The following is a 26,006-nucleotide window of genomic DNA, read 5'->3' as shown; positions in this document are numbered from 1 at the left end:
ATTGCATAAAGACCTGGAAATTTAAACAGCGACAGCCAAGGACGAGAAAAAAAGTCCTGGACTGCCGCTGTTTTATTTTTATTGAACCTGCGCGCTTCGTTAACACGAATTCTTCATTTGATGATCTATACTGCAGTCAAGATAATCGGCTGATCCTTTGTAATGATAATGGTGTGCTCATGCTGTGCCACAAAGCTGTTGTCCGGTACACATAACGTCCATCCGTCCCCTTGCTCATCGGCATACCTTGCACCTGTAGATAAAAAGGGCTCGATTGTAATGACCATCCCCTCTTTCAATCTACGTTTATCGTGCTTGTTATATACCGGCAAAATCTCGCTTGGGGATTCATGCAGTGACCTCCCGACACCGTGGCTGCATAGATTCTCAATGACAGTATAGCCGCCTTTTTCAGCCTCGCTTTCAATGATCCTTCCGACTTCGTTCAATTTTACTCCAGCTTTAAGCGATGAGATTACTTTCATCATCGTGTCGTGTGTGTATTGGCACAGACGCATTAATGACGGCTCGTATGGAGCTATCGGAAAAGAATGTCCCGAGTCTGCATAATAGCCGCCCAATTCAGCCGAAACATCAATATTTACTAAATCGCCCGGTTGAATGATCCGGTTTCCCGGTATTCCGTGGGCAATTTCATGATTAACACTAATACAGGTGTTGCCGGGAAAATTGTAGGTTGCTTTAGGTGCAGGCACAGCCCCGTGCCTTTTCAAAAACTGTCCTCCAATTTCATCTAATTCCTTGGTCGTAATTCCGGCGCGCGCGTGACTTTTCATTTCATTTATCGTCATTGCAACGATTCTGCCAATTTCCTTCAGGCCATCAATATCGTCTTGTGATCCTATTGTCATACAAGCTCCCCCATATTCCTACACCTGAAGCATCCGATAACCCACGCCAATATGCGTCTGGATGTACTTTGGCTGCGAAGGTGTTTTTTCAATTTTTTTTCTCAAGGTTGCCATAAAAACGCGCAGCGCTGGAATGTCATAGGTATGCGTGCCCCAGATTTCATGCAGGATATAATTATGCGTCAGCACCTTGCCCACATTCTTTGCAAGCAGGCATAACAGCTTATACTCAATGGGAGTCAGATGAATCTCTTCCGCATCCAGCCATACGCAGCCTGCTGCATAATCAATTTTCAGGCTGTCATTGGTAAATATGGAGGCATCCTTCTGCAGCTTATCCGTGTCATTACGGATGCGCCGCAAGCTCACCCTTAGCCTGGCCAGCAGCTCTTCCACGCTAAAGGGCTTGGTCAGATAATCGTCCGCACCTGCATCCAGCGCATCAATTTTATCCCGGTCCTCACTGCGTGCGCTGACTACAATAATTGGGATATTCGACCAAGACCGGACTTTGGTAATGATATCCACGCCGTCCATATCGGGAAGCCCCAAATCCAGAATCATAATGTCCGGCTGTCTGGAGGCTGCCTCCAGAATCGAAGCAGCCCCCGTTTCAGCCGTGTGATATTTATAGCCCTGTGTCTCCAGAGTGGTAGTAATCAGCTTGCGGATCGGTTTGTCATCCTCTACAACAAGGATCAAAGGCTTATTCATGCACACTCACCTCCTCAGCCTGCAGGGTAAAGCGGAATACTGTACCTTGCGGGAAATTATCATGTACCTCAATAGTGCCGCCGTGGGCAATAATAATGGATTTGCACAAAGCAAGCCCAAGACCCAAGCCCCTCCGGCCATCCCCACGGATATTGTCAGCCGTATAGAACATGTCGAACAGTTTCGCCTTGGCCTCATCAGAGACACCGGGTCCGTCATCGGCCACAAGCACTACCACTAGATCCTCTTCACGCCGCGCCGAGACCGTGATATGCGAGCCATATTGCGTATATTTTATTGCATTGTCCACAATGTTGATGAGCACCTGAACGATGAGCCGGGAGTCCATTTTTGCCATGATCAGCTCGTCATTCACCACAGATTTGATATGATGGTCCTTACTGTCGCGGTTGATGTGAAGCAGCGCTTCCGCAATGACCTCCTCGAGCAGCTCCGGCTGTAAATTCAGATTTAATGTGCCGTTATCAATACGGGTTATCGACAGCAGGTTCTCAACCAGATTATTGAGCCACATGGATTCGTCATAAATATCCGTGTATAGTCCTTGCTTCTGCTCCTCACTCAGCACTTTGGAGTTTCCGATGAGAATTCCCGCATTCCCGGAGATGCTGGTCAGCGGGGTACGTAAATCATGGGAAATGCCCCGAAGCAGGTTAGCGCGAAGCTGCTCCTGTTGAATCTGCATGGATATTTCTTTTTGCTTCTCGTTCAGGTGCTCCTTCTCCAGCGCCAACGCACATTCTCCCAGCATGGCAAACATGAGGCTTTTCTCAAAAATCCCCAGAGGGTCTTCCTGCTCCATAACAATGGCCGCTACCGCAAAAACAGAATCGCCTCCCCGTACCGCATGGTACAAGCAACTGGCGGCTGAGAAGGTGTCCGTTGTCGCTCCGGCGCGCTTGTTGTTCTTGTATACCCAGTCAGCAACCGCACGTTCATTATCTTCCGTGTAAATCTGCGGATCAACAGCCGATTCTTCTTTTGCAAAAATCACTGGCTCAGCCAAGGAATTCTCCCCTACCGGATAAAAAATAACCGTTCTGTCCAGCAGCTTCACCATTTGATGCGCCGTTTCGTTAATGATTGCGGGTGTGTCTTTCGCCTGCTGCAGCTTACGGCTTGTTTCTAATAGTACCTCTGTGCGGTAGGCCTTTTGCGCGGATTGGCGGGCCTGTTCTTTTACACGCATGGTTAGAGTACTTGAAATGAAGGAAGCTGACAGCATAACCAAAAAGGTAACCGGATAACCCGGATCATAGGCGGTCAGTGAATAGTAAGGCTCAGTAAAAAAATAATTGAAGACAAGCACGCTTAATACCGAAGTTATCGCGCTATATATCCTGCCCTTGGTAATAATAGCACTCAGCAGAACACCCAGAATATACACCGTGATAATGTTCGCTTCCCGAAAACCCAGAAATTGGAACCAGAGTCCGATTAAGGTGCAGCCAGCCAATATTCCCACGGTGTTGACTGTGTCCACCAATGAGAAATTTGGGGATTTTCTATACTGGGGGAACCATTTGTAGAAAGATGGCTGAGTGTCAGGGATGATATAAAAATCAATATTCGGCGAAGAGGCAGTCAGCCGATCCACTACATTTGGTTTGGCAAACCATCTTTTTTTGTTGTTATGGGAACGTCCCATGACGATTTTCGAAACCCGGCTGGTTCTGGCGTATTCGGCTATCTGCCCCGGGATATCCTCCCCATAAACCGTTGCAAGCTGTGCCCCGAGCTGCTCGGCCAGCCTAAGGTTCGCCCTCAGCTCTGTCTTGTTTTTTTGGGTCAGATGCTTGTTCTCCGGTGTTTCCACGTAGAGTGCTGTGAAATTCCCGTGGAACGCATCGGCCATTCTCGCAGCAGTGCGAATAACCTTTTTGTTGGTTGCAGCCGAAGACAGGCACACTAAGATATGGTCTTTCGTATAGTACTCGTTATTTTGCTCCTCTGCACTAATTTGCAGCGCGATCCGGTTCAACTGCTTCGCCGTGTAACGCAGCGCGATCTCACGCAGGGCGATCAGTTTTTCTTTGCTGAACAAATGGGCATGCCCGTTCTGAGCCGGTTCATCCTGATAAATCTTCCCTTTGTTCAAGCGCTCTATCAGATCATCAGGTTCAATATCGACCAGTTCAATCTGCTCGGCGCTTTCGAATACGCTGTCAGGAATACGTTCATGCACAGAGCTGCCGGTAATAGCGGCGATAACATCATTCAAGCTTTCAATATGCTGAACATTAATGGTGGTATATACGTGAATTCCCGCCCGGAGAAGCTCCTCAATATCCTGATATCTTTTTTTGTGCCGGCAGCCGGCAGCATTGGAATGGGCGAGATCATCCAACAAGATCAGCTCCGGTCTCCGGCGAATCGCACGATCCAGATCAAATTCTTGGATAACAGCACCGTTAAGGGGGATTTCCAGTGGCGGAATCAGCTCCAGCCCCTCTGTAAGAACTGCCGTTTCCGGCCTTTCATGGGACTCTATAAAACCTGCGACCACATCGCTCCCGTTCTTTTGCTCCTCCTGTGCGGCATTCAGCATGGCGCAGGTTTTGCCGGCACCCGCCGCATAGCCGAAAAATATTTTAAGCCGTCCGCTTTTTTTCTCCGCAGGTATGTCTGAAGTCCGATGAAGCAGGAATATCCCCCCCTTTCTGAGTTTTAGCGCTAGTATATCACGGGAAAAATCAGCATAGTGTTACAACTTTGGCCGTAGCATTAAGATCACATTAAGATCGTATTAAGAAAGGAATTATTTCGCCAAATCCCTTCTGCGTCTGACACTGTAAAATCTCATAGCCGCCGGCACGCCCTTTATTTCGAGGATTCCGTCATAGATCATCTGTCTAAGCCGGTATTCAAAGTAAGCATCACCGATATATTGCTCACAGTAGGCAATGGCCTCTCCGATCAGCCGGGCTGATTTGAGAAAGCCGTTATCGCCGGCGGGTGGCTTAAGCTTATCCAGCTTGTCCAGCAAATAATTGTCAAAATAATCGGCAGGCACCTGGGCCACAGCACCGTCACGCCAGATTCGCAGTACTCCGGCCTGCCCGGTGATGGCTTGCCACTCCCGCTGCAATTGCTGGACTAGGGCATTATCCAGTCTCCCGCTCCCATCCATATGTAAAAGCGCATCGCAGAGCTTGTCTGCCGGAATCTCCCCTGAGTGCCGATACTCTATATAGGCATCCGGCCGATTGTACAGCTCCTGGGCTACAGCACAAGCATCATATACTGCAAGCACATTGCTTGTGCCATGCAGCAGATGGAGCATGTGCCGCATGGCCGTCTGCTCACAGGCATTATTGCTTATCCAGAGCACAACCTCCGCCTGCTGCGGTATGCACTCTATCCTGCCTTGAAGCTCATTATAATCTTCTTCAAATTCAGAGTAAGCTTCCACAGCACCGGCGATATTATCACGGAACCAGGTACTCCGTGCTTGTCTGCCTTCAGGAGAGTCCAGCTCCAGGAGCGGGCCGATGGAATAGTTTTCTCTGAAAACTATCAGCTTATGTGTCTCTTCCCAGCCAAGACCAAGAAGTGCCTGTTTCAGGCTGCCTGCAAAGGAGTCGCCGTATACGAGATGAACATGAGTGCAGTGCGGCACCGGGTCCCAGCGATTTCTTTTTTCTTGCAGCCCATTTCTCATTTGATCTCCTCCCAATACGTAAGTCGCTCTACTCATTATAAGCCAACCCCCGGAAAGAAATCATCCCGGGGGTTGGCTTATAGGTACGTTATGGAATCTCTATTGAATAATGGATGAAATGAAACGCGTCATCTCGCTGCTGGTCTCATTCAGACGTTCAATAACATCGCTGAACTCGGTGACAAGCTCGGCCTGTTCATGAGAGGAAGCGGCAATGGCTTCGATCTCTTTCTCCATCAGTTGAATGGAACGCTGAACGAGGCTTAGCGATTCTTCAATGGACTTGGTCGCTTCCTTCGTATTGACCGACAGCTTGCGGACCTCTGCTGCCACTACACCGAAGCCTGCCCCCTGCTCACCGACGCGGGCCGCTTCAATAGCCGCATTCAGGCCAAGCAAGTTCGTCTGCTCGGAAATCTCACGGATGAAGCCGGCCACTTTGCTTACCTGTGTGGACTCTTCTACTGTCTTTCGTGAATTCTCCAGGATTTGTGCCGTGGTAGCCGACAGCTCTTCGGACTGGGCAGCCACGTTCTGGACCATATCGACCAATTGGCCGCTGATCAGGTTGATGCTCTCGGTCAGATGCTCCATCTTGTCTTCGTTCTCCAAGGTATAGGCAATCGCAAATGCGCCGATGACTTCCCCTTCCCCATCGAGAATCGGCACTGCGGAGGAAATCACAGTGGACCCATATAATTCAGGTGACAGACGATTTGTCGTCGCGCGCCCTGCAAGGGCATTCCCAAGCGACGGATCATCCGGCGGAATGGGGCTTCCTTTGGTCAGCCCGAAGTCGAGCACCTTGCTGGGCGCGTAATAATGAAAGATCTCCTTATCCGTAATTCCAACCATAATATCCTGTGAATGAATCTGTTTAAAAAAAGGCGCGGCCAATACTAGTGCAGTCAAATTATCCATAAGGCATCTCCTAAATGTGAATATTTATAATTATTATCGACACATTTTGGATTTTATTTAGGAGAAAATTATGAACAGGGCAGTCCACGAAGCGCATAAAGCCGGTTAAAGCCACGTTTCTTCAGTAGCCGCGCAGCCTTTTTGCTTTTATACAGGCTATCGGACATGATAAGAACAGGTTCTATAGGTGAAATTTCCTTATTCCAGACAAAAGGCAAGCGGCCAATGGATATATTAATTGCGCTTGGCATATGGCAGCTCTGGTAGTCCACCGCATCCCTTATATCGAGAATTTTCATAGCGCCATAAGCCTCTCCGCTTCTAGCCATTGCCTCCATATCAATGAAGGCCAGACCATTTACAGGCCAAAGATAACGTATGAACCATAAGGCACATATTACAAGCAGCATTATAACAATTAACACGTAGAGCCCTCCTTTCATATTCAAATCAAAAAAATGTTGATTACACATACCCCTATGGGTATAATATGATCGTAGCCAGTTTGAAATCCGCTGTCAAGAGATCATGATTTAAGTGCAGGAGCTTGATTTTAATATCCTTATATCGTAATATTGCGATATTAGGATTCAATAAAGGCGAAATGAGGTGTTACGCTCTATGGACAATAATTTTAAAACCTATAACGAAACGGCTGATATCTTAAAAGTTCTGGCTCATCCCGTTCGATTATGCATCGTTAAAGGCCTGCTGAAAAAAGGGAGCTGCAACGTTAGTTTTATGCAAGAATGCCTGGAGCTTCCGCAATCAACGGTTTCCCAGCATCTTCAGAAGCTCAGAGCTGCAGGCATCGTTGAGACTGAGCGAAACGGCCTTGAGGTGAATTATTCGGTCAAGAATGAGAAAGTCAAACAGCTAGTTCAATTATTTTTGGGAGGAACAGATGATTATGAGTAAAAAAGTACTGATTGTCGGCGGAGTTGCGGGAGGCGCTTCCGCCGCAGCCCGGCTGCGTAGATTGGACGAAGAGGCACATATTGTGATGTTTGAGCGTGATCCTTATATTTCTTTTGCCAACTGTGGTCTGCCCTACTATATCGGGGGTTCCATCCAGGACCGTTCCAAGCTGCTCGTTCAGACTCCTGAGGCGATGAATAGACGCTTTAACATTGATGTGCGGATTCAGAGTGAAGTCCTCTCGATTGATGCTGAGAACAAGACGGTCCGTGTTCAGAGCAAGGACAAAGGCGTGTACGAGGAGAGCTATGATGCGCTTATTTTATCCCCGGGTGCTAAGCCTATCCGCCCTGCTCTGCCGGGTATTGAAAGTTCCAAAATTCACACGCTGCGGAATATACCTGACACGGACCGGATCAAAGCCAAGATTACTGAAGAAGCTACACGCTCGGTTGTTGTCATCGGGGGCGGCTTTATCGGGGTGGAAATGGCGGAGAATCTCAGGGATGCGGGTCTTGAAGTAACGCTGATCGAAGCAGGTCCGCAGATCATGGCTCCCTTTGATGCTGAGATGGCTTCAGTGCTGGCCAAGGAGCTTGAGGATCACGGGGTGAACCTTATTCTCTCTGATCTGGTGCAAGGATTCGCAGACAAAGGAACCCAAATTGAGGTTAGTCTGTCGAGCGGCGCTACGGTTCAGAGTGATATGGTTTTGATGGCTATCGGGGTGTCGCCGGACACCTCCTTCCTGAAGGACAGCGGATTGGAGTTTGGTCCCCGTGGGCATCTCTTAGTCAATGAACGCATGGAGACCAATCTGGAGAATGTGTTTGCGGTTGGTGACGCGGTGGAAGTCGTAGATTTCGTTAATGGCAGCAAAACCGCTATCCCACTGGCCGGTCCGGCGAACAAACAAGGCCGGATTGCTGCGGACAATGTATGCGGACTGGGAACAACCTACAAAGGCTCACAAGGAACATCCATCATTAAAGTGTTCGGCCTGACAGGAGCTGCTACCGGCAACAACGAAAAAACGCTGCAGCGTCTGAATATTCCCTATCATGTTATCCATGTTCACCCTAATTCTCATGCCTCTTATTATCCGGGCGCTACTCCCTTGTCCCTGAAACTGCTCTTCGATAAACAAGGAACGGTGCTCGGGGCCCAGGCTGTCGGCTATGACGGAGTGGATAAACGAATTGATGATATTGCGACGGTGATCCGCTTCAGAGGCACAGTTACAGATTTGACCGAACTTGAGCTGTCTTACGCCCCACCCTACTCATCCGCGAAGGACCCTGTCAATATGGCGGGTTATACTGCGGAGAACGTATTGTCAGGGTTGACCGAGGTTTTTGTTCCGTCAGATCTCAAGCAGCGTGACAAGAGCAACACCCTCCTGGTGGATGTGCGCTCGGAGCTGGAGCATGCGAATGGCCACATTGAAGGCTCCATCAACATTCCCGTGGACGATCTGCGTGAACGTCTGGCCGAGCTTGATCCAAGCAAAGAGATCTGGGTGTACTGCCAGGTTGGCTTGCGGGGTTATACGGCATCCCGGATACTGCAGCAGCATGGCTTGCGGGTGAAGAACCTGACCGGCGGCTACAAAACTTATCTGATGAGTAATCCTGTTCTCGCCAAAAAAGATAATCTGACCGCCCCGCCTACGCCATCTGAAACAGCTAAAGAAACTTCCGGTTCTCAATCAGAATTAACACCCGATGATGTTCTGGACGCTTGCGGATTGTGCTGCCCGGGACCGCTCATTCAGGTAAGACAGAGCATGGACCGTTTGCAGGACGGACAGATCTTGAAGGTAACCGCCTCCGATCCCGGTTTCTTTGAAGATATTAAGGCTTGGGCGCAAATGTCCGGCAATCGGCTGATGAAGCTGACCAAGCTGCCTAATGGTATGATCGAAGCTTACTTATGCAAAGGCATCCCGGAGGAGGATAAACCGGCAAACTCCCTAGAGTCTCAAGCTCATAGTAGCAGTACGATGGTTGTTTTCAGCGGGGACCTGGATAAGGCGATTGCCTCATTCATAATTGCTAACGGAGCAGCCTCCAGCGGCAAGAAAGTAACGATGTTCTTCACCTTCTGGGGACTGAATATTATCCGCAAGCATGAGAAGGTAGCCGTGGACAAGAACCTCATGGGTAAAATGTTCGGCGCGATGATGCCCCGGGGCAGCCGGAAGCTGAAGCTGTCCAATATGCACATGCTGGGCATGGGCTCGCAGATGATCCGTTCACTGATGAAGAGCAAGAACGTTTTATCATTAGAGGCATTAATTCAATCAGCTATCGACCAAGGTGTTGAGATTGTCGCCTGCCAAATGTCCATGGATCTCATGGGCATCAGCCATGAAGAGCTTATTGATGGTGTTGGTCTCGGAGGCGTAGGTTATTATCTCGGTCAAGCTGAACATTCCGGCCATAATTTATTTATCTAAAATATAGGTGCCCCAAAGCCGGCAATATGGCTCTGGGGCATTTTTTTTCGAGCATCTCCACATATACGTTCAAATGGAATCTCTAGCACCACGGGACTCCGGCTGGCTGTCTATTCAGGAAGCGCGTGTCAATTGCGGCGAGCCGTTCGCTCTATGCCATCAGCGATTACTTTGTACAGTTGATGCGGCTGGTCGTGTCCCATGCCCTCAACCAACATTAGCTCGGCGCCCGGGATGGCAGAAGCCGTGTCCTCGCCACACGCCGGGACGAACAGGGGATCGTCCACTCCATGAATGACAAGAACTGGTACTTTTATGGTCCCCAGCCGCGGACGACGGTCACCGGAGACAGCAATCGCAGCAATTTGTCGTCCTACAGTGCCTGGATCGTAGGCTCTCTGAACTTCTTCCAGAATGAGCGCACGATAAGCGTCTTCTTCAAACGGAAAGCCGGTGCCAGCGATGCGTTTGGCAAAAGTGAGGCTGTGCGCCAAAAATCCGGCTTCATCCTCAAAGGGATTCGGCGCCGGTTTAGTCATCATCGCCATGACTTCCTGGGAAGCTTGCGGAAGGGCGGGATTACCGGAACTAGACATAATGGAGGTGAGGGATAACACCCGCTTAGGGTACTCACTGGCTGCAATCTGGGCGATCATTCCGCCCATTGATCTGCCTACGAAATGTGCCCGGTCAATGGAAAGGGCGTCGAGCAGTCCGATAGCGTCGCCTGCCATGTCATCAAGAGTGTAAGGGATGTCCGGTCGCTGTCCCGACATGAGAGCAGTCGCTAGTGCGTCAAAATCCAGCGTCCGATAATGGCTAAAGTGTGTCGAGCAACCTACATCGCGATTGTCAAAGCGGATCACCCGAAAGCCACGCGCTGCCAATATTTCGCAAAACGGAACCGTCCACCGGATCATCTGGGTTCCAAGCCCGGCGATTAGGATAATAGCCTCGTCATTTTCGTTACCGAAACTATCATAGGCCAACTCAACACCGTTGACTTTCAGAATATTCATGATCATGTTCTCCTTCAATTAATTTGTGAATCTTCGCTTTCTTTTATAAGCCCTCTTCAGGGAATGCATTTGCGGCTAATCTTTTGACATGGTTTCTGATATCAGGTGCCCAATCATCGATGAAGTGGTAAAAACGCTCCAAATCACCTGCATACAGTGCCCGCAAAGCTTCTTCGTATTGAGGGAAGTTCCCGGCCGTAGCTGTCATAAAGTTATATGTTGCTTCTTGTGATTCTCGGATACTGCTCTGTTTTTCTCCAGCACGGCGAGCCTCATCAATGAGTTTTCGTAATGTTACCGACGCTCCTCCAGGTTGACTCTTGAGCCATTCCCAATGTCGCGGCAACAACGTAACCTCACCGGATACAACCCCCAGCTTAGGTCGACCTACCCGCCGTGTAGGCTGGTCATTCACTTCCGTAGCGGGAAAGTCACCAAACTGTTCTCCTAATCGTTCGAGCACATCATCTGTCTTCCCACGAAAATCAACATCTATTGGCTTCCCCGTGGAATCGTCAAAAATAAGCAGCTGTGTGAGGTCTCTCTCATCCAGAGTATCCTTCACTGTAGAAACAACGTGCTGTAACGAACCACGGGCGACGACTCCCACACCCAAAAATGCCGTGTAGTAAAAGCTCGTTAGTTCATTTCTCATGCTGACCTCCTCCTCTGAATACCTCACTAATTATACCCGGGTAAAAACAAAAATCAATATTACCCGGGTAAATTTATTTTTCAGTTTCGCCATAATTACAGCTTGGCTGCCATGAATACGTTTACTTTTCGTTCGTAGACTATAAAGTCTGACCTCATGTTCTCAAATCAGAAAGAGGAGGAAAATGAATGATCTTTGGTTTCAGGAAGCTTGGGTTGGTTTTACTTGCTTTGGTGCTACTTGCGGGTGCTTACGCCTATCCCGGTCAACCGGCTAAGGCTGCCGGCACGGAAGGCTATTATCACACCTCTGGCAACCGGATTGTGGATGCTGCAGGCAACCCGGCAGTTTTTAACGGCCTCAATTGGTTTGGTTTCGAAACCTCTAATTACTCCCCGCACGGCTTATGGTCACGTTCAATGGATGATGTGCTGGACCAAATCAAAGCAGAAGGCTACAACCTGATCCGCTTGCCCTACTGTAACCAAATGTTTGATGCAGGCTCGCAGGCCAACAGTATTGATTATGCCAAGAACCCGGACCTGGTTGGCCTGAAGCCAATTCAAATCATGGATAAACTGATTGAAAAAGCCGGAGCCCGCGGGATTCGGATATTCCTCGACCGGCACCGGCCGGATTCGGGCGGACAATCGACGTTGTGGTACACCGCAGCCTACCCTGAATCCCGGTGGATCAGCGATTGGGTGATGCTCGCCGGACGTTATGTGAATAATCCGGTCGTCATCGGAGCAGATCTCCATAATGAGCCGCACGGCTCAGCAAGCTGGGGCACCGGTGATCTGAACACAGATTGGCGGCTTGCCAGCCAGCGGGCGGGTAATGCGATTCTGGCCGTGAACCCGAACTGGCTGATCATTGTGGAAGGCATCGAAAAAAATGTGCAAGGAAACTCCAGCGGTTATTGGTGGGGAGGCAATCTGACGGGGGTACGGAACTATCCGGTTGAACTTTCGGTACCGAATCGCGTGGTCTATTCCCCGCATGATTACGGTCCCGGCGTCGCTTCACAGCCCTGGTTCAGCGCTGCCAATTTCCCGAACAATATGCCTGAGCTCTGGGATAGTATGTGGGGTTATATCAGCAAAGAACAAATTGCGCCGATTCTTGTAGGTGAATTTGGCGGACGCAGTGTGGATAACCTTTCGGTGGAAGGAAAATGGCAAAATGCGTTGGTGAAATATATTGGTCAGAACAATCTATATTGGACCTATTGGAGCCTTAACCCGAACAGCGGAGATACGGGCGGTCTGCTGCTGGATGACTGGACCTCCTGGAATGAACCGAAGCAGGCGATGCTGGACACTATTATGAAACCGGTAACTTTTACGCCCATTGGCGAGCCTGGTGGTGGGCCGGACCCCGGGAATCCCAAAGTGACTCCTCTTTATCGCGTTGGCGAGACGGGAACTGCTGTCAACTCGATCAGGGCCAGCCTGCAGTTGAAGAACGAGTCGGGTGCCCCCATCCCCTTGAGTGAACTAACTGTCCGCTATTGGTATACCAGTGAGGGAAGTACAGCACAGACTGTGGAATTTGATTATGCGGCGATTGGAAAAGAAAAATTGCTGACGTCTGTTGTATCTATGGCCCAGCCGGCCACCGGTGCTGACACCTATGCGGAAATCAGCTTCACTTCAAACGCAGGCTCTCTCGCCGCTTCCGGCACAACTGGTGACATCCAGTTCCGCATTCACAAAAATAATTGGGCGAACTACAATCAGGCCGATGATTATTCCTTTAAGCCATCCCTTACCAGCTACACAGCGAACGATCGGATCACGGTCTACCATAAGGGAAAGCTGATTTATGGGATAGAGCCTTAGAAGCCGGTATGGATTTATTTACTCAACTTTCACAGAGTCAAAATGGAGTCGGTCTCATGCCGGGGGTTCATTTCGTAAAGTGAGATTGTCGAAGATCCATTAAACCCCTGAAACGAGACCGGAGCTAAGCCGTGGAACTTCTGGCTCGGTTCAAGAATCACGTGACGGGCGGACTGTTTATTTGCTATGTGATGAAGTCGGCAAAAAACTATCCGCCCTGATTAAAAGTCAACTCCAGCACTGGATCTCCGCTTTACCCAGTGCTTTGAAATGGGACTGGCCTAGATTTCTGATCAGTACGTTCATGAATTATACATACCTGCCGTTATTAAATTTCTTTTCTATATCTTTAGCAAATTCCCCGCCCTCATCGGCTAAATGTTTTCTCATAAAGAATCCGCCAAAACCATTTATCCATGCTGCAAAAGCCAGTAGCCGAGATGGAAAGTCCGCTCCAATCGTACAACTTAATTCGCAAGAGTAGTTATCAATTGGCGTGACCTTCATTTCCCATGGAACTCCAACAATGGCTGGTATCCATCGCCATATATATGCTTTTGTCCTGTCAGAGTAGAAACGCAAATGATCCTTGGTGTGCTCTTTTAATTGATAGTGCTGAACTATCATCTCATTCCCCATATTTTCCACATTAACCATATAGAATTCACCATCTTCAAAATGACTGCCCATTGCCTTGTGACCTTTTGAAAATGATTCATATTCAGATGGAGTCATCTCAGTTACCCATTTGTACAAATCCACATTGTTAGCTGCAATCTGCAATTTAAATTTCTTTGTCATTCTCATATTCATTATCCTTCTTTCCTGTAATTTTTCTTGTGAGTCGATCGTGCCAATTCATAATCATTTCATAATATTCTTTGCCAAACATCAACGTCGCGTGCTCATATACGCCCATCTCATGAACGTGATTATCTTCTATCAAAGCAAGCTTGTTATGTTCACTGGCGACAGTGGTTTGAAAGCTGGCAATCAATCGAACAACCTCAAGATCGTCAAGATATTTATAGAAGAAAAGCTTACTCAAAAACTCATAATTAAAAGGAGAAAAAGTACATGGTGTTTTTAACCATTCTATAAATTCACTCTTCCCTTTTTCCGTGATACCATATGTTTTTTTGAATCTGCCTTCCTCTACCACTTCCTCATACTTGATTAGCTCTCCCTTTTCCATTTTTTTCAGCATAGGATATATGCTTCCGAAGCTGGCATCAATAAAGTTGGAAGTACTTAACGTCATCTTCTGCTTGATTTCATATCCCGTCATATCCTTTTCGCAGAGGAACCCAAGTATTACATAAATCAACATAAAATCTATCCCTTCTTTCCTGGTATAGTGAATTATCCTTCTGAAATCAAAGTGAACTTATCTCTATTTACATATAGCTAAGTTATATATATTCATTCGATATATATCGTTTCGATACATTAAATATATGGGTTGACGATCGATTTGTCAATAGTGTTTGTACAGCAAAAAAATCCAAAAGGATGTTATCCCTTTAGATTTCTCAAAGTAAACTGCAATTTTCAATATCTCTATCTCTTCTCGTTCGCTGAATCACGATCTTGCCGTTCTCATTTATAAACTCAACTTAAACCGCTTCATTTATGGTTTCTGGGCTTTGGCCAGTGCGCTCTCCACCGACTTGAGATAGGCCTTGGAAGTGAGGGTTGCGCCGCTCATCGTGTCCACCTGCAATGACTGTGAAGCCATTACCCTGCCGTATAGTGTATTCGTGAATTCCAGCGGTTGATTCTCTTTGTTCTGCAGCAGCTCAATGGCTGTAACTTTACCGGAGGAGACTGTTACCCGAACCGCATTCGCTCTCCATTTGTACATCCCACCTTCGTATTTCCCGACATAAGTGCCGTCTTGGAGATGCTGAAAGTAACTCGAATCAAGAGAAAGGTTCTTCGCTTCACGGTGCTCTTTGGACAGCACAGTCCAGGAAACAGCGCCACCTATAATCAGCAGAACAACGATCCCCAGAAATGCCTTTAATAATAGTTTTTTCATGCATGAGTGCTCCTTTCTTCTATCTGTCCGCTAAGGACGGTTAAACATTCGTGTCCCCAAGAAGTCAAACAGGCGGCCGAATATTCTTTTGAAGGGCCCTAGAGATACAGAGTAATAATAGCCGGACTCGAACCAGCCCTTCTCCTCGTAATGCCTGTAATCGCGGTACTTGGGATTCAGCATACTTTTGATGTTTGTCCGGGCCATACGAAACAACATCAGTCTGAGCAATGAAGGAACAGGAATGGAAGTACGCATGAGCTCCTTGTGAAATCTGGCTGCAGCTTTCCCCAGTTCGCGGGAGTTTCTTAGTTGCACAGCTTCGGTTGTTGGCTCCAGTGTCTTCAAGACTAGGCCCTTGGCGACTTGAAAGCCGTAGTATTCTCCCATGCTGTCAAGGTATTTCACAATTTTCTCCCCGCCGAGTATTCCTTGAGAGACGATTGACGTAAAGGTCTTGCCAAAAAACTGCGGCCTATGGAATACAAACGCGAGACGGTCCAGCAAATTCTTCATGGGTGCAGATACCTGAAAGGCATACACCGGAGTCGCAAAAATAACGCCGTCGGAAGCCTGCATCTTCTCCAGCAGCAAATCACGATCATCCTTTAAGGGGCAATATTCCTCACCCTTGTCAAAACAAACCTTACAGCCGAGACAATAGTCCAGCCGGTAATCTTTTAAAAAGATATACTCAAATTCAATTTCCGCATGTTTTCTCAGATAACTCTCAAATTCACATACCGCCCTATACGTTGCCTGCTTTCGCGGAGTGCCGAGAAATACTGTAACTTTTTTCATTTAAGTCCTCCCTTCAGAGCGCTTTTATTAATCCTATTCAATATGAATGAATAATAAAATATTCATTCATATTGTAGCACAGTCCTAAGGTGTCTTCAATCTGTTCTTGTCTGAATAGACCATAGCCGATGAGCGATTCAAACGATACCCTTAAGCTATGAAAGATAGTTAAGAAAGGATGAAACTGATGTTAGAGCATCACAAACAAACCCTGGAGAGGCTGGTGCAGAAGCTGGAAAAGAACCCTGCTTGCCTGGCTGTCATCACCAGCGGTTCGGTCGCTCAGGGACAAGCAGGGGCCACCTCCGATGTGGATGTCCACCTGTTGGTAGCCGATGAAGCGTATGAAGAATATTACAACAGCAATACCCTGTCCTTTGTGGATCGTGAGGTCAGCACCTATGAAGGCGGCTACGCAGATGTGAAGGTCATCAACCTCCGTTTTTTGGAGCTTGCCGCGACACAGGGCAATGAACCAACACGGTATGCTTTTACCGGGTCAGAGGTGCTGTTCTCCAGAATCCCCGGTGTGGATGAACTGGTGGCCCGAATCCCAGTCTACCCCGAGGAGAACCGTGAACGGAATTTGCAGGATTTCACGGCCCAGATTTATTTGCATGCATTTTATTTCGCCAGGGAAGCTGCGAAGAAGAATGACCCCTACCTGCTCGTTCATGCGGTGAGCAATCTGGTCTTGTTCAGCGGCCGGATTATTTTGGCGTATAACCGGGTACTGTTCCCGAGTCACAAGGCTTTGCTTGATACGGTGGAGACTGTGGAGCACAAGCCGAAAAATTTCAGGAAGCTGGCCAGTGAGCTGCTGCAGAACCCAAGCGCTGACAAAAGTGTGCGGTTCGCCACAATGATACTCGTATTCTATAACCCGGGCCTTTCCTTTGATCAGGCATTAGGGATTTATGTAAAGAACAATGAGCGGAACTGGATGGAGCAGCCTCCTCCTTTACAGGATCGTTAATTTGCACAGAAAAACAGCCTGCATGAAGTACCATTGGTTCTGGTACTGGATGCAGGCTGCTGCTTGTTCACCGATGGACCCAGCCTTGTTCAGCCGCAGACATAATTCTGGATTGGAGCTTTACCCGTTCCAGAGAAGGCTCAAGTTCCCCCGCCCGGCGTCCATCCAACATTCCAGCAAAGGCTTCAAGCTGGTTCACATAATAATTCATTGGCGCAAACTCATGGAGAGTGCTGCGGTTCTCAGGCAGGTCATGGCGGATTTTGATTTTGTAGAACCCTTTGATCGCCCGGAAAAAATCCGGAACCGTCAGCGCCGTCCGATCAAAATACAGCGTATGCGAAGCGCGATAAGGCAGCTCAAAAGAAGTAAGACACTCTGCCTCCAAACCGCTACTATAACGGAGCGCTGCCTGGAAGGTCCAATCACAGCCATCCGGTCCGGCAAACTCGGACTGAGCGGAGACCTCCGTGTTCTGAAGACCAACAAGCACTTGCAGGAACTGCAGCCAGTAGCAGCCCAGATCAGCAAAAGTTCCCCCGCCTTTGTGCTTGCTGCTGCGGTAATTCCCGGAGTGCCTGTCACTAGCGGGCACGGAGATGCGTGTCCTGATTTTGCGCAACTGACCGTATTCCCCGGAGTCTACAATAGACTTCAACACTTGCTGCCAGGGATGATGCGCCACCATCAGCCCTTCAACGAGTCTAAGGTCTGGTGTGCGCTCCGCAGCAGCTTTCAAGCGCTCCGCCTCTTCAGAAGTTAAGGCAATCGGCTTCTCGACCAGAACATGCTTACCGGCCTCGAGCGCCTTTAAGGCCCACTCCGTGTGCAGCTCATTGCTAAGGGCAATATATATGGCATCCAGCTCTTTCATCGCCAGGAGCTCGTCGAAACTGCCTGCAATGCAGGGGATCTGGTAGGCCTCGGCCATCTTCACAGCTTTCACTTGTGTCCGGTTGGCAATTGCGGATACGGTTATTGAATCAACATACCGGGCCGGTTCGAGCAAGGCGGGCACGGCAATATTCGAGGAACCGAGAAGGCCCAGCCGGTAGATACGTTTATCGCTTCCGGTATTCATATGTGTGTCAGAGCCGAATAAGTGTTCAGATACAGCACATTGCATTTGGAGCAGGCCGGGGACAAGCCTTCATCCAGAATCCGCCGCAGCCGGTCGTAGCGGTGTGAGTTCCATATTTCCGTTAAGGACTGCTCGTTCACATTGCCGATAGACAGCTCTGAAAAAAACTTGCAGGCGCTCACTTGTCCATTTGGGGCAATATCCACTCTGGTGCTGAGCGCCAGGCATTTCGACGAGCTCCGTGAGGCCATAGGCTTGCCGGCCACGAAATCCTCAATTTCATCAAAATCCAGTCCAGGCTGGTAACGGATACGGGTATTATGCCAGGTATGGGCATTGATTTGTTTCAGGTCTTCGGTCAGCCTGACGACATTGTCAGGCTTGATATGATACTTGAAAGCATGCCAACTGCTGCGGTGGTTCGGATCCAGCTCGGCAAGCCACTGAAAGTGATCATTGTAGTACTGGTCCATAGCCAGGCTCGTCTCCGGGGAGATATACCAGGGGAAGCAGAGCAGCACCAGATCGACTCCCTTTTGTTCAAAAAATTCTACCAGCTCATACAGCCTGCCGATCATATTGTCGTTGATCACATTATGCACCGAAATTCTGCCCTTGAACTTCCCCTGCTCCCGCAAGGCCAGCAGTCTGTCCACATTCTGAAGCACTTTCTGAAAGGAGCCCTTGCCGCGCAGCCAATCATGCTCCTGCTCAAAACCCTCGATCGGGATCAGCAGCTCCAGATTGTCCGAGATCGCACACAGCTCCTCTTCGTATTTATCAATCATGTAGGCGTTGGTGCAAATGGTTGTATCCCGGGGATGCTTCTGCAAGAGCTCCAGAATTTGTTTGGCCTCCCGGTGAAACAACGGCTCCCCTCCCCATAAATACAAGCGGGACTGCACCTCATCCGTTTCCTCCAGAAGTTCACGGATCATTTCCACATCCATATCCAGATTCTGCTCCGCCTTGTCCATATCATGATGATAGCCGGACTCGTTCCATTGATAGCAATGCTTGCAGCGGAGATTACAGCGATTGGTCAGCTTCAATGACATAATTTCAGGCATGACCGTCTTGAATCCGGGATCTTGCTTCCGCTGTCTATGAGGTACGACGACATTCTTGATCGTGCGTTTAAGCGCCTCGAACGATTGGGTATCCAGGGTTACTTTGCTGGTGGGTTGCATTAGCTTCTTCTCCCTTCTGCTGTATAGAGACGTTCCACATAACTCGCAGCATAATCAGGATAACGTTCCCTGGCAGTCATAATGTTGTCCGACAACCGCCGCAGCTCTTCACTGTCGAAGCCGGTTTGCTGCCACCGCTCAAAACGGATGCCGTAGCCGAGAGCTTCCCAGAGGTCGCTGTTAATCTTCTCATGAGGGCCAAACGGCTCCAGCAGCACTAACGGGGTTCCCGAAGCCAGTGAATCAATCAAAGCGCCTCCCCCGGGCTTGCTGATGACGGCCGCAGCCTGCCGGATAACTCCGAACATTCCCTCGTGATAGTGATGACAAAGCGGAAAGCTGTTGGTTTCACTTTTGCTCACTCTGGAAAAAGGAGGAAGGGTGTATTTCCCGTCCTCGTCACGGAGCCAAGTCCGCCACTCGGGATCGTTCATATAGTACTGTCTCCCGGCGATATCATCACCGATCTCCTCGGCGCTGTAAGCGGCAATATCGAGCTGGTACCCCGCCGACTCCAGTTCATTGAACTTTTGGCGGAACGTTCCGATTCCCCAGCCCCCGCCATGAACGACCAACCGGCCGTTTCTTGCATGAGCAGACAGCGGTTCCAGGGGGCCCGTAGAAATGCTGCACAGCACCTCCCGCTTCTCGCGGTCATACAGGCTAACTTCATGGTAGCCATCGGCATAGCCTGGGTTCAGCTTGCGCAAATTTTTCCAGGAGGGTGAAAGATCAGCGTCGATATATAGCAGATCAACAGATATTGGCCTATTGGCAGCTTTCCGGTACATATCCATAACATGAACCCAGTGCCCGGACAGCACAATGAAATGCCGTCTTCCCTCTGAACGCCAGCGCGCAAATAAGGTTTCGACAGCGGTCATATCAAGGCTGTTTCTAATGTCTCCCGGTATTTTTTGTGAAGTCAGCGCCACATCAAAGCTCTCCCTATAAGCTTTGCGGCTGTCATCCGTCTGTTTCTTTTTACCGTCAGTCATAAGCGTTTCAAAGACCTCAGCCTCAGCCTGGAGACCGAGTGTCTTGAGTTTACGTTCAATCAGCAATCCGGGGACATAGAAGCCAAGCCCAAAACCAGAGCATAGAATTGTCACTGTATCCTTCATCTGCTGCTTCCTTTCATTATCGCAAAGTGGTATATCCTGATCCTTGCAGCACTTCGTTCAGCTTAAGCGAAAGTCTATTTTTATGTTCGCTGCCAGGATAGACAAGTGCAGCATACAGCTTACCCTTGCCGGAACCCGCAGGACGAAGGGTTCCCGACGATAAAGGTATGACACCTTCCCCGCTCCCAAGGGTGAACAGAATGCCTTCCTGCTCCAATCGCTGCAGAAGATCCCCGTAAAGAGCGCCGCTCTGGGGGATTAGCGGGACTTGTATAAGACAGGAATGCAACTCTTCTTGATTAATAAGACGGTCTACTTGATGTTTGATCAGGCTCATCGACTTTCTGGCGTTGATTTCTACCAAAGGTGCGAGTGTTCCATCAAGAAGCAGCATCGAATCCACGCAGACATCGCCATGATAGCCATCCGCATACAGTTCCTTTCCGATCTTGTGCATGAGTTCCCAGTAGCTCTCCCGCTCCAGCTTCTCGAGCAGCCCCGGAGCCGGAGAATGGGATTCACCAAAAGCAAAGCCATTGTTCACTAGCTGCTGCACAGACAGAATGGAGATCACACCTGCCGGATCAATATAGAATTGACAGGAGAAATCCGATTCGCGATCAAGTAAAGGCTCCAGCACAAAGCGTATTCTTTTATCCTTGTTCCTGCTGGAATCAAGGTAACCGGTGATTCTCCGCAAGGTTCGTTCATTATCCACAAGCTGGTTTCCTTTACCGGATACGCCGTACTCATCCTTGATCAGGAACGGCCCCTGCGTAAGTAGCTGCTGCCCAGTCTTCAGCATCTCTGTTATGCTGGAAACTGCAACGCCTACGTTGGGCAGAGCTAATCTATCGCGCATCGCAATCGAGTAGGTTTTGGTATTCACCTTGCGAACCGTCTGTTCATCAGGAAGATTGGATGACATTTGGTAGCGCCGGGCGGCATGCTGTGTCCCGGGAAGTACGGCAAAGGGTTCAAGCACCGCTCCTTCGGGGATTAGCGACCCTACAGTCCCTTCCGGCTCCAGCCTGTCAAGCAGTTCAAACACATTCAGCTTGTCCAGCGTTCCGGAAGTATCACTACCTCCTATCAGCGGATACAAATTAGTGTTGAATGAGTGTCCGAGAGAACGCAGATAATCGAACTGTGCCTTCTCCATGCCGTGGCGTGTCAGCAGAACATCGTCACTGCCACAGAAAACAAACAGCATCTCATCCATAGCCTGTACAATGGATATAGCGCTGGCATCGGGTATTGCAGGCAATACGGCCAGATCCTCCTCCCGCCAAAACCGCTCCGATTCAAAGCTGCCGCAATGCACTGTGGTCTTCATCGTACGGCAAGTCCGGCAACATACTCAGTAAACCGGTCAACCGATTTCAAATGCTCCAGATCAAAGGTGTCGAAATCAACCTCAATATCAAACTCATCTTCGATTCTCAGAATAAAATTAATAATTTGCAGCGAATCCAGTGCGGCATCCATTGTCAGATCGGAAGCTCCGTTCAGCGTGTGCAGCAGCCGAGGCTCCTCCTTGATTTCGGCGATGATTTTAATTATTTTTTGCTGCATATGTGTACCCCTTTCTGCAAGTGTTAGGAAATAATGTTATGAATATATCAAAATATAACATGTAAATATATGGTTGAATGCGCCAAAATATTCAGTTATACTAGGGTGGTTTCAAGTACTTATCGCAATTTTTCTTATAAGGAAGTAGGAAACGGAGGTTTGTCTATGGAAATTTATCCGGTAGTTACTGGAGAATATCTATTTGATACCCATTCACCGGTTCAATTGCTCCTGACTGAGGAAACACTCACATCAGTACGTCATCAGCATGATTTTATGGAAATTGCCTATGTCTATCAGGGGGAGGGAATACACCTTGTTGCCGAGAATAAAATACAAGTTGCAAAAGGCGATTTATTTGTGATTCCACCCGGAGTGTCCCATGTATTCCATCCGCAGGATCTAACCGGCTCCGAGCCGCTTCGTATTCTGAACTGTATGCTGAGATCCGAAGTGTTCGAGGTCCCTGCGGAATTGTCTGAACACTTCTCCCAAAATGACCTTGCCGGAATAACTCATTTACGGGAGCAGAAGTGCTGGTCCGGATACAGGGAGCAAAACACGGAATTGGCAGATTTGTTCAGCCGTATGCAAGAATTAAGTAACGATGATTTCCCCATGAACAAGCTAAGAATGTATTCATTGCTGTTTGAGCTTCTCGGCCTGATCGGTCCGTCTGCCTGTATTCCGTTCAAAGATAGTTCGCGGAAAAACAATGATCCGCTCCACGATGTGATCCTGTTCATGATTACTAATTTTCGGCAAAAAATTTCGCTGAAGGAGATCAGCCGCTATATTTCTATGAGCTCCCGGCAATTTCAGAGATTATTCAAGCTAAAGACCGGTAAATCCTTTATCCAGATGCTTCAGGAAATCCGTATGAAGTACACCTGCATTCTGCTTCTCTTCTCGGACCTTGGTATTCAGAAGATTGCCTTGGAGGTCGGGATCGGGGATATGAAATATTTCTACCGTTTGTTCCGCGAATACAGTGGAATGACTCCAGCCAGTTACCGCAATTGGCTGCATAGCCATTTTTCATCAGTTAAGGAGATGATGAGCTATGTTGAACATACTGCCCGTTAAAAGCACCCCCTACCCCACGATTCGCAGTTGCATAGATGACAGTATCCAGTCTGTAGCCGAAGGGCTCAGCAAAGGCAACAAGTGCATGTACGGCAACGCCTGGCAATTATCGTATGAAGATCAGCAGTCTCCAGATCAACAACTGATTGAGCGGGTACATATTCCACATATCAGCCGGGAATATCTCGCTGAGTATCATGGAATCCAGTTCAGCTATATCGCACGGGATGATTCATTCATGGATAGCCACTTCATGCTCGATATGCTGGAAAGCCAATTAGCTTCAGGTATGCCAGTGTTGGTTGGGTTTGATTCGTACGATTGCCCATGGTGTGTCGCCTACCGCAGGCTGCATACCAGCCATGCCTGTCTTGCCATTGGGCTTGACCGCTTGCACCGCAGGATTGAATTATTGGATGCGTATTATGGAAGACCTCATGAAATCGTTGATTTTGACGAGTTCGAACAAGCCTGTCATTTCTACGCGATATTTACAGAGTGTGAGGAGACGCGCTCTCCTGCCAATTGGCACAGCGTTCTTCAGCATACCCTTCTCAATCCGGCAAATGATCTGCCGCCTGCCGAAGTGGCGGATCATCTCAGAGTCTACGCCGACTCCTATCTGGAAACGGGAATTTCGGCAGAATCCCCCGCAGAGTACAGCTCTTACTTCTTGATGGCAGCGAATAGCATCCCTATCAGCCGGGTGAGATACAGCCTCTTCTTGAATTACATTGCTGGAGATTCCAATTCGGCAGTTCTCAAACGGATCGCGGCTAGCTATCAATATGTCGGAGAGCAATGGCATGCGATCAATCAATTCATAATAAAGGTCATGTGCTCAGGCAATAAGCTGGATCAGCGAAGTAAAATCCATAAAAAAATGCATGAAATGATTAACATAGAAGAGCAGATGCTGCAAGAGCTTGAAAGTTTGGTTGTGTAAAATAAACAAAAAGATACTCCGGCAGACATCATGCCTGGTGGAGTATCTTTTGTAAACTTGCTTATTTGCTGAACAACTGCTCGGCATCATCAAGCGCCATGCTTTGGCCTATCGAGGAGTAGTCGAGCCATTTTTGTCCATCCAGGAGATAGACGTGATTGTTTTTGACAGCCTTCAGATTTTGCCATACCGGATTCTTCTCCAGCTCTTCGAAGTTCCCCTTCGCTTCCTTGCCCTTGCTGATAATTACGAAGATGGCATCGGCATTAAAGTCAGGCAGCACCTCCTTGGAAATGACCTGGTACGGCTCGTCAGCCGGAATCTTCTCTACTCCGTCGGCCATCTTGAGCTTCAAATCCTTGAACATAATCGGCCCCAGCGGTTTCTTGGTTCCCATCACACGCAGCTCCTTCGCCGTCATGCGAATGGCCATCACTTTGGCATCTGCACCGAGCTTTGCTGTGATCAGGCTGCTCGTTTGTTCAGCCTTAGCTTCATAATCCTGAATAAAAGCATCTGCTTCCTTCTCGCGCCCTACATTTGCGGCAATTCGTTTCAGATGATCTTTCCAGGTTCCGCTATTCATGTCAATGGAGATCGTTGGGGCGATTTTTTGGAATTTGGCCAGATCCTCTCCCGAATATTCTTCATCAATATAGATGACATCCGGCTTAAGCCCGAGTACTGCTTCCATATCCGGGTCCGTAACCACCCCAAGCTTGGTCACTCCCTGCAGCCGATCCGCCACATGCGGCAAAAAGTCTTTCACATCACCGCCGACAACTGAGCCAACAGGTGTAATGCCCAGGGCAAGCAGGTTATTGGTAATATGAATCGACATTGAAGCGATTCTTGCATTGGGATCATGGGTTATCGAATCCGCTGCAGGCTCGGCAGAAGCAGACGCAGACGCGGCAGGTTGTGTTGCTGTAGAATTTGCCGCCGATTCCTTGGATTGCCCGCAGGCGGACAACACGGCAAGCAGCAGTATGGAGACAAGTGTTAAGGTTAGTTTTTTCATATGAGCAGATTCCTCCAGGTTGTAAGATCAGTCTTTTTTTGGACGGCCTAGCCGTCTCTACTTGTGAACAGCAGATATAAAAAGTACGGGCCGCCGATTGCCGCAACAACTACGCCCGCGGGAATGGCATTTGGCCGAAAAATAGATCTGCCGATGGTATCGGCTGTGACCAAAATGACCAGGCCGATCAGTGCGGCCACCGGCAGGGAATAGCGGTGCTGCGGACCCGTGAGCCTTCTTGAAATATGCGGGGCGATCAGGCCGATAAAACCTATTCCGCCCGCAACGGATACACTGGCACAGGAGAGAGCTACGGCCATACCCAGCAGCCGCAGCCGTTCACGGGTGACATGGCTGCCCACGCTATAGGCAATCTCGTCGCCCAATACGAAGAGATCCAGCGCTTTGGAACGGCTGTAGATCAGCGGCACCAGCACAATAATCCATGGCAGCAGAGCCAGCACATGAATCCAATCCCTACCCCAGACACTTCCGGCCAGCCAGCGTGCTGTGAATGCGTAGGTATCCTCGTCCAGCTTCAGGGAGAGCAGCAGCGTAACCGCACTAATACCGGCAGCAACCGCAATGCCGACCAGGATTAATCGAATCGGCACAATCCCTCTGTGGCGGTCATAAGCGAAGATGAAGATCATCAGCGCGGCTAAGGTCCCCCCGATAAAGGTGAACAACGGAATCAAGAGCGCCATCGGACCTTCCATTGTACGGAAAAAGGAGACAAAAATAATCAGCCCGAGTGCTGCTCCGGTATTGATTCCGAGTATGCCGGGGTCTGCAAGGGTATTCCGGGTAGTTCCCTGAAATACGGCCCCGGATATTCCAAGCCCGATCCCCGCCAGCATCGTTACGATGATCCGCGGCATACGATATTCGAACAAAATCATTGAATCTTCGGCTGATCCATAGCCGAGCAGCGTCTTCCATACTGTTCCTGGCGATAAGGAAATCGTCCCGGTATTCAGGCTGACCGTTATGACGGCCATTGCAAGCAGCAGCAGTATAAGGCTGACAAAGAGTGCCTTCTGCCCTCTTTTTCTTTCGTGCACATTGATATTCTGTTTCAT

25 protein-coding genes are annotated in these 26,006 nt (G+C 48.9%); 6 read left to right on the top strand and 19 right to left on the bottom strand.

What is annotated here, in order from left to right; genetic code table 11:
• Positions 1-125: 125 nt before the first annotated feature.
• The 6 genes from map to ACX1DY_RS17440 form a co-directional block, all read right to left on the bottom strand.
• Positions 126-872, bottom strand: a complete 747-nt coding sequence (gene map, locus ACX1DY_RS17465) for a type I methionyl aminopeptidase (RefSeq protein WP_458965463.1) — start codon at positions 870-872, stop codon at positions 126-128.
• An 18-nt stretch (positions 873-890) separates the two neighbouring features.
• Positions 891-1,586 (bottom strand): response regulator, encoded by a 696-nt coding sequence (locus ACX1DY_RS17460; RefSeq protein WP_458965462.1) that lies wholly within the window; start codon positions 1,584-1,586, stop codon positions 891-893.
• Positions 1,579-4,230 (bottom strand): DUF4118 domain-containing protein, encoded by a 2,652-nt coding sequence (locus tag ACX1DY_RS17455; protein WP_458965481.1) that lies wholly within the window; start codon positions 4,228-4,230, stop codon positions 1,579-1,581. Before ACX1DY_RS17455 ends, ACX1DY_RS17460 begins: the two co-directional genes overlap by 8 nt.
• Positions 4,231-4,365: 135 nt before the next feature.
• Entirely contained in the window at positions 4,366-5,268 is a 903-nt protein-coding gene (locus ACX1DY_RS17450) for a DUF1835 domain-containing protein (RefSeq protein ID WP_458965461.1), read from the bottom strand.
• Between the two features lie 99 nt (positions 5,269-5,367).
• Positions 5,368-6,189, bottom strand: coding sequence for a methyl-accepting chemotaxis protein (locus ACX1DY_RS17445; RefSeq protein WP_458965460.1), 822 nt, complete (start codon positions 6,187-6,189; stop codon positions 5,368-5,370).
• A 68-nt stretch (positions 6,190-6,257) separates the two neighbouring features.
• Positions 6,258-6,614, bottom strand: coding sequence for a rhodanese-like domain-containing protein (locus tag ACX1DY_RS17440; RefSeq protein WP_458965459.1), 357 nt, complete (start codon positions 6,612-6,614; stop codon positions 6,258-6,260).
• A 196-nt stretch (positions 6,615-6,810) separates the two neighbouring features.
• On the opposite strand from ACX1DY_RS17440, the gene ACX1DY_RS17435 reads away from it, so the two are divergent.
• A complete protein-coding gene (locus tag ACX1DY_RS17435; protein WP_458965458.1) occupies positions 6,811-7,107 on the top strand; it encodes an ArsR/SmtB family transcription factor in 297 nt (98 codons plus the stop codon).
• On the top strand, positions 7,100-9,565 hold the full coding sequence (locus ACX1DY_RS17430) for an FAD-dependent oxidoreductase (protein WP_458965457.1): 2,466 nt from the start codon (positions 7,100-7,102) through the stop codon (positions 9,563-9,565). The genes ACX1DY_RS17435 and ACX1DY_RS17430 overlap by 8 nt, the downstream gene beginning before the upstream one ends.
• Before the next feature lie 128 nt (positions 9,566-9,693).
• On the opposite strand, the gene ACX1DY_RS17425 is transcribed toward ACX1DY_RS17430, so the two are convergent.
• Together ACX1DY_RS17425 and ACX1DY_RS17420 are read right to left on the bottom strand one after the other, a co-directional pair.
• Positions 9,694-10,584 (bottom strand): alpha/beta fold hydrolase, encoded by an 891-nt coding sequence (locus tag ACX1DY_RS17425; RefSeq protein WP_458965456.1) that lies wholly within the window; start codon positions 10,582-10,584, stop codon positions 9,694-9,696.
• A gap of 43 nt (positions 10,585-10,627) precedes the next feature.
• Positions 10,628-11,239 (bottom strand): DUF2239 family protein, encoded by a 612-nt coding sequence (locus tag ACX1DY_RS17420; protein WP_458965455.1) that lies wholly within the window; start codon positions 11,237-11,239, stop codon positions 10,628-10,630.
• Between the two features lie 188 nt (positions 11,240-11,427).
• Between ACX1DY_RS17420 and ACX1DY_RS17415 the strand changes: the two genes are divergently transcribed.
• Positions 11,428-13,083: a cellulase family glycosylhydrolase gene (locus ACX1DY_RS17415; protein WP_458965454.1), complete on the top strand. Its 1,656-nt coding sequence runs from the start codon at positions 11,428-11,430 to the stop codon at positions 13,081-13,083.
• 309 nt (positions 13,084-13,392) lie between these two features.
• On the opposite strand, the gene ACX1DY_RS17410 is transcribed toward ACX1DY_RS17415, so the two are convergent.
• The 4 genes from ACX1DY_RS17410 to ACX1DY_RS17395 all read right to left on the bottom strand — a co-directional run bounded on the left by ACX1DY_RS17410 (position 13,393) and on the right by ACX1DY_RS17395 (position 15,925).
• Complete coding sequence (locus ACX1DY_RS17410; RefSeq protein WP_458965453.1) at positions 13,393-13,890, bottom strand: hypothetical protein; 498 nt, start codon at positions 13,888-13,890, stop codon at positions 13,393-13,395.
• Entirely contained in the window at positions 13,868-14,413 is a 546-nt protein-coding gene (locus ACX1DY_RS17405; protein ID WP_458965452.1) for a helix-turn-helix transcriptional regulator, read from the bottom strand. Before ACX1DY_RS17405 ends, ACX1DY_RS17410 begins: the two co-directional genes overlap by 23 nt.
• A 300-nt stretch (positions 14,414-14,713) precedes the next feature.
• Positions 14,714-15,124, bottom strand: coding sequence for an FMN-binding protein (locus ACX1DY_RS17400; protein ID WP_458965451.1), 411 nt, complete (start codon positions 15,122-15,124; stop codon positions 14,714-14,716).
• 30 nt (positions 15,125-15,154) lie between these two features.
• Positions 15,155-15,925 carry a flavodoxin family protein gene (locus tag ACX1DY_RS17395; protein ID WP_458965450.1) on the bottom strand — a complete coding sequence of 257 codons (771 nt, stop codon included), beginning with the start codon at positions 15,923-15,925 and terminating at the stop codon, positions 15,155-15,157.
• A 187-nt stretch (positions 15,926-16,112) separates the two neighbouring features.
• Here ACX1DY_RS17395 and ACX1DY_RS17390 point away from each other — a divergent pair, with 187 nt between their 5' ends.
• Positions 16,113-16,901, top strand: a complete 789-nt coding sequence (locus tag ACX1DY_RS17390) for a hypothetical protein (RefSeq protein ID WP_458965449.1) — start codon at positions 16,113-16,115, stop codon at positions 16,899-16,901.
• 67 nt (positions 16,902-16,968) lie between these two features.
• Here the strand turns inward: ACX1DY_RS17390 and ACX1DY_RS17385 are convergent, their stop codons facing one another.
• Genes ACX1DY_RS17385 through ACX1DY_RS17365 form a run of 5 tightly spaced genes read right to left on the bottom strand, consistent with a single transcriptional unit; the run spans position 16,969 to position 21,871 of the window.
• Positions 16,969-17,982, bottom strand: a complete 1,014-nt coding sequence (locus tag ACX1DY_RS17385; protein WP_458965448.1) for a Gfo/Idh/MocA family protein — start codon at positions 17,980-17,982, stop codon at positions 16,969-16,971.
• Entirely contained in the window at positions 17,979-19,172 is a 1,194-nt protein-coding gene (locus tag ACX1DY_RS17380; protein ID WP_458965447.1) for a radical SAM protein, read from the bottom strand. Before ACX1DY_RS17380 ends, ACX1DY_RS17385 begins: the two co-directional genes overlap by 4 nt.
• The gene (locus tag ACX1DY_RS17375) at positions 19,172-20,296 is read right to left on the bottom strand and encodes a UDP-glucuronosyltransferase (protein WP_458965446.1); all 1,125 of its coding nucleotides are present in this window, start codon (positions 20,294-20,296) and stop codon (positions 19,172-19,174) included. Before ACX1DY_RS17375 ends, ACX1DY_RS17380 begins: the two co-directional genes overlap by 1 nt.
• 16 nt (positions 20,297-20,312) lie before the next feature.
• Complete coding sequence (locus ACX1DY_RS17370; protein WP_458965445.1) at positions 20,313-21,632, bottom strand: ATP-grasp domain-containing protein; 1,320 nt, start codon at positions 21,630-21,632, stop codon at positions 20,313-20,315.
• Positions 21,629-21,871, bottom strand: coding sequence for an acyl carrier protein (locus tag ACX1DY_RS17365; protein WP_458965444.1), 243 nt, complete (start codon positions 21,869-21,871; stop codon positions 21,629-21,631). Before ACX1DY_RS17365 ends, ACX1DY_RS17370 begins: the two co-directional genes overlap by 4 nt.
• Before the next feature lie 165 nt (positions 21,872-22,036).
• Between ACX1DY_RS17365 and ACX1DY_RS17360 the strand changes: the two genes are divergently transcribed.
• Together ACX1DY_RS17360 and ACX1DY_RS17355 are read left to right on the top strand one after the other, a co-directional pair.
• Positions 22,037-22,957: a helix-turn-helix domain-containing protein gene (locus tag ACX1DY_RS17360; protein ID WP_458965443.1), complete on the top strand. Its 921-nt coding sequence runs from the start codon at positions 22,037-22,039 to the stop codon at positions 22,955-22,957.
• The gene (locus ACX1DY_RS17355) at positions 22,935-23,903 is read left to right on the top strand and encodes a cysteine peptidase family C39 domain-containing protein (RefSeq protein ID WP_458965442.1); all 969 of its coding nucleotides are present in this window, start codon (positions 22,935-22,937) and stop codon (positions 23,901-23,903) included. The genes ACX1DY_RS17360 and ACX1DY_RS17355 overlap by 23 nt, the downstream gene beginning before the upstream one ends.
• A gap of 61 nt (positions 23,904-23,964) precedes the next feature.
• On the opposite strand, the gene ACX1DY_RS17350 is transcribed toward ACX1DY_RS17355, so the two are convergent.
• Both ACX1DY_RS17350 and ACX1DY_RS17345 read right to left on the bottom strand, forming a co-directional pair.
• Complete coding sequence (locus ACX1DY_RS17350; protein ID WP_458965441.1) at positions 23,965-24,924, bottom strand: ABC transporter substrate-binding protein; 960 nt, start codon at positions 24,922-24,924, stop codon at positions 23,965-23,967.
• Positions 24,925-24,971: 47 nt separating this feature from the next.
• Complete coding sequence (locus tag ACX1DY_RS17345; RefSeq protein WP_458965440.1) at positions 24,972-26,006, bottom strand: FecCD family ABC transporter permease; 1,035 nt, start codon at positions 26,004-26,006, stop codon at positions 24,972-24,974.

The sequence above is a fragment of the Paenibacillus sp. BAC0078 genome, from assembly GCF_054483875.1.
Note: the sequence above shows the minus strand (reverse complement) of the source record. Positions and strands in the feature narration are given on the sequence as shown.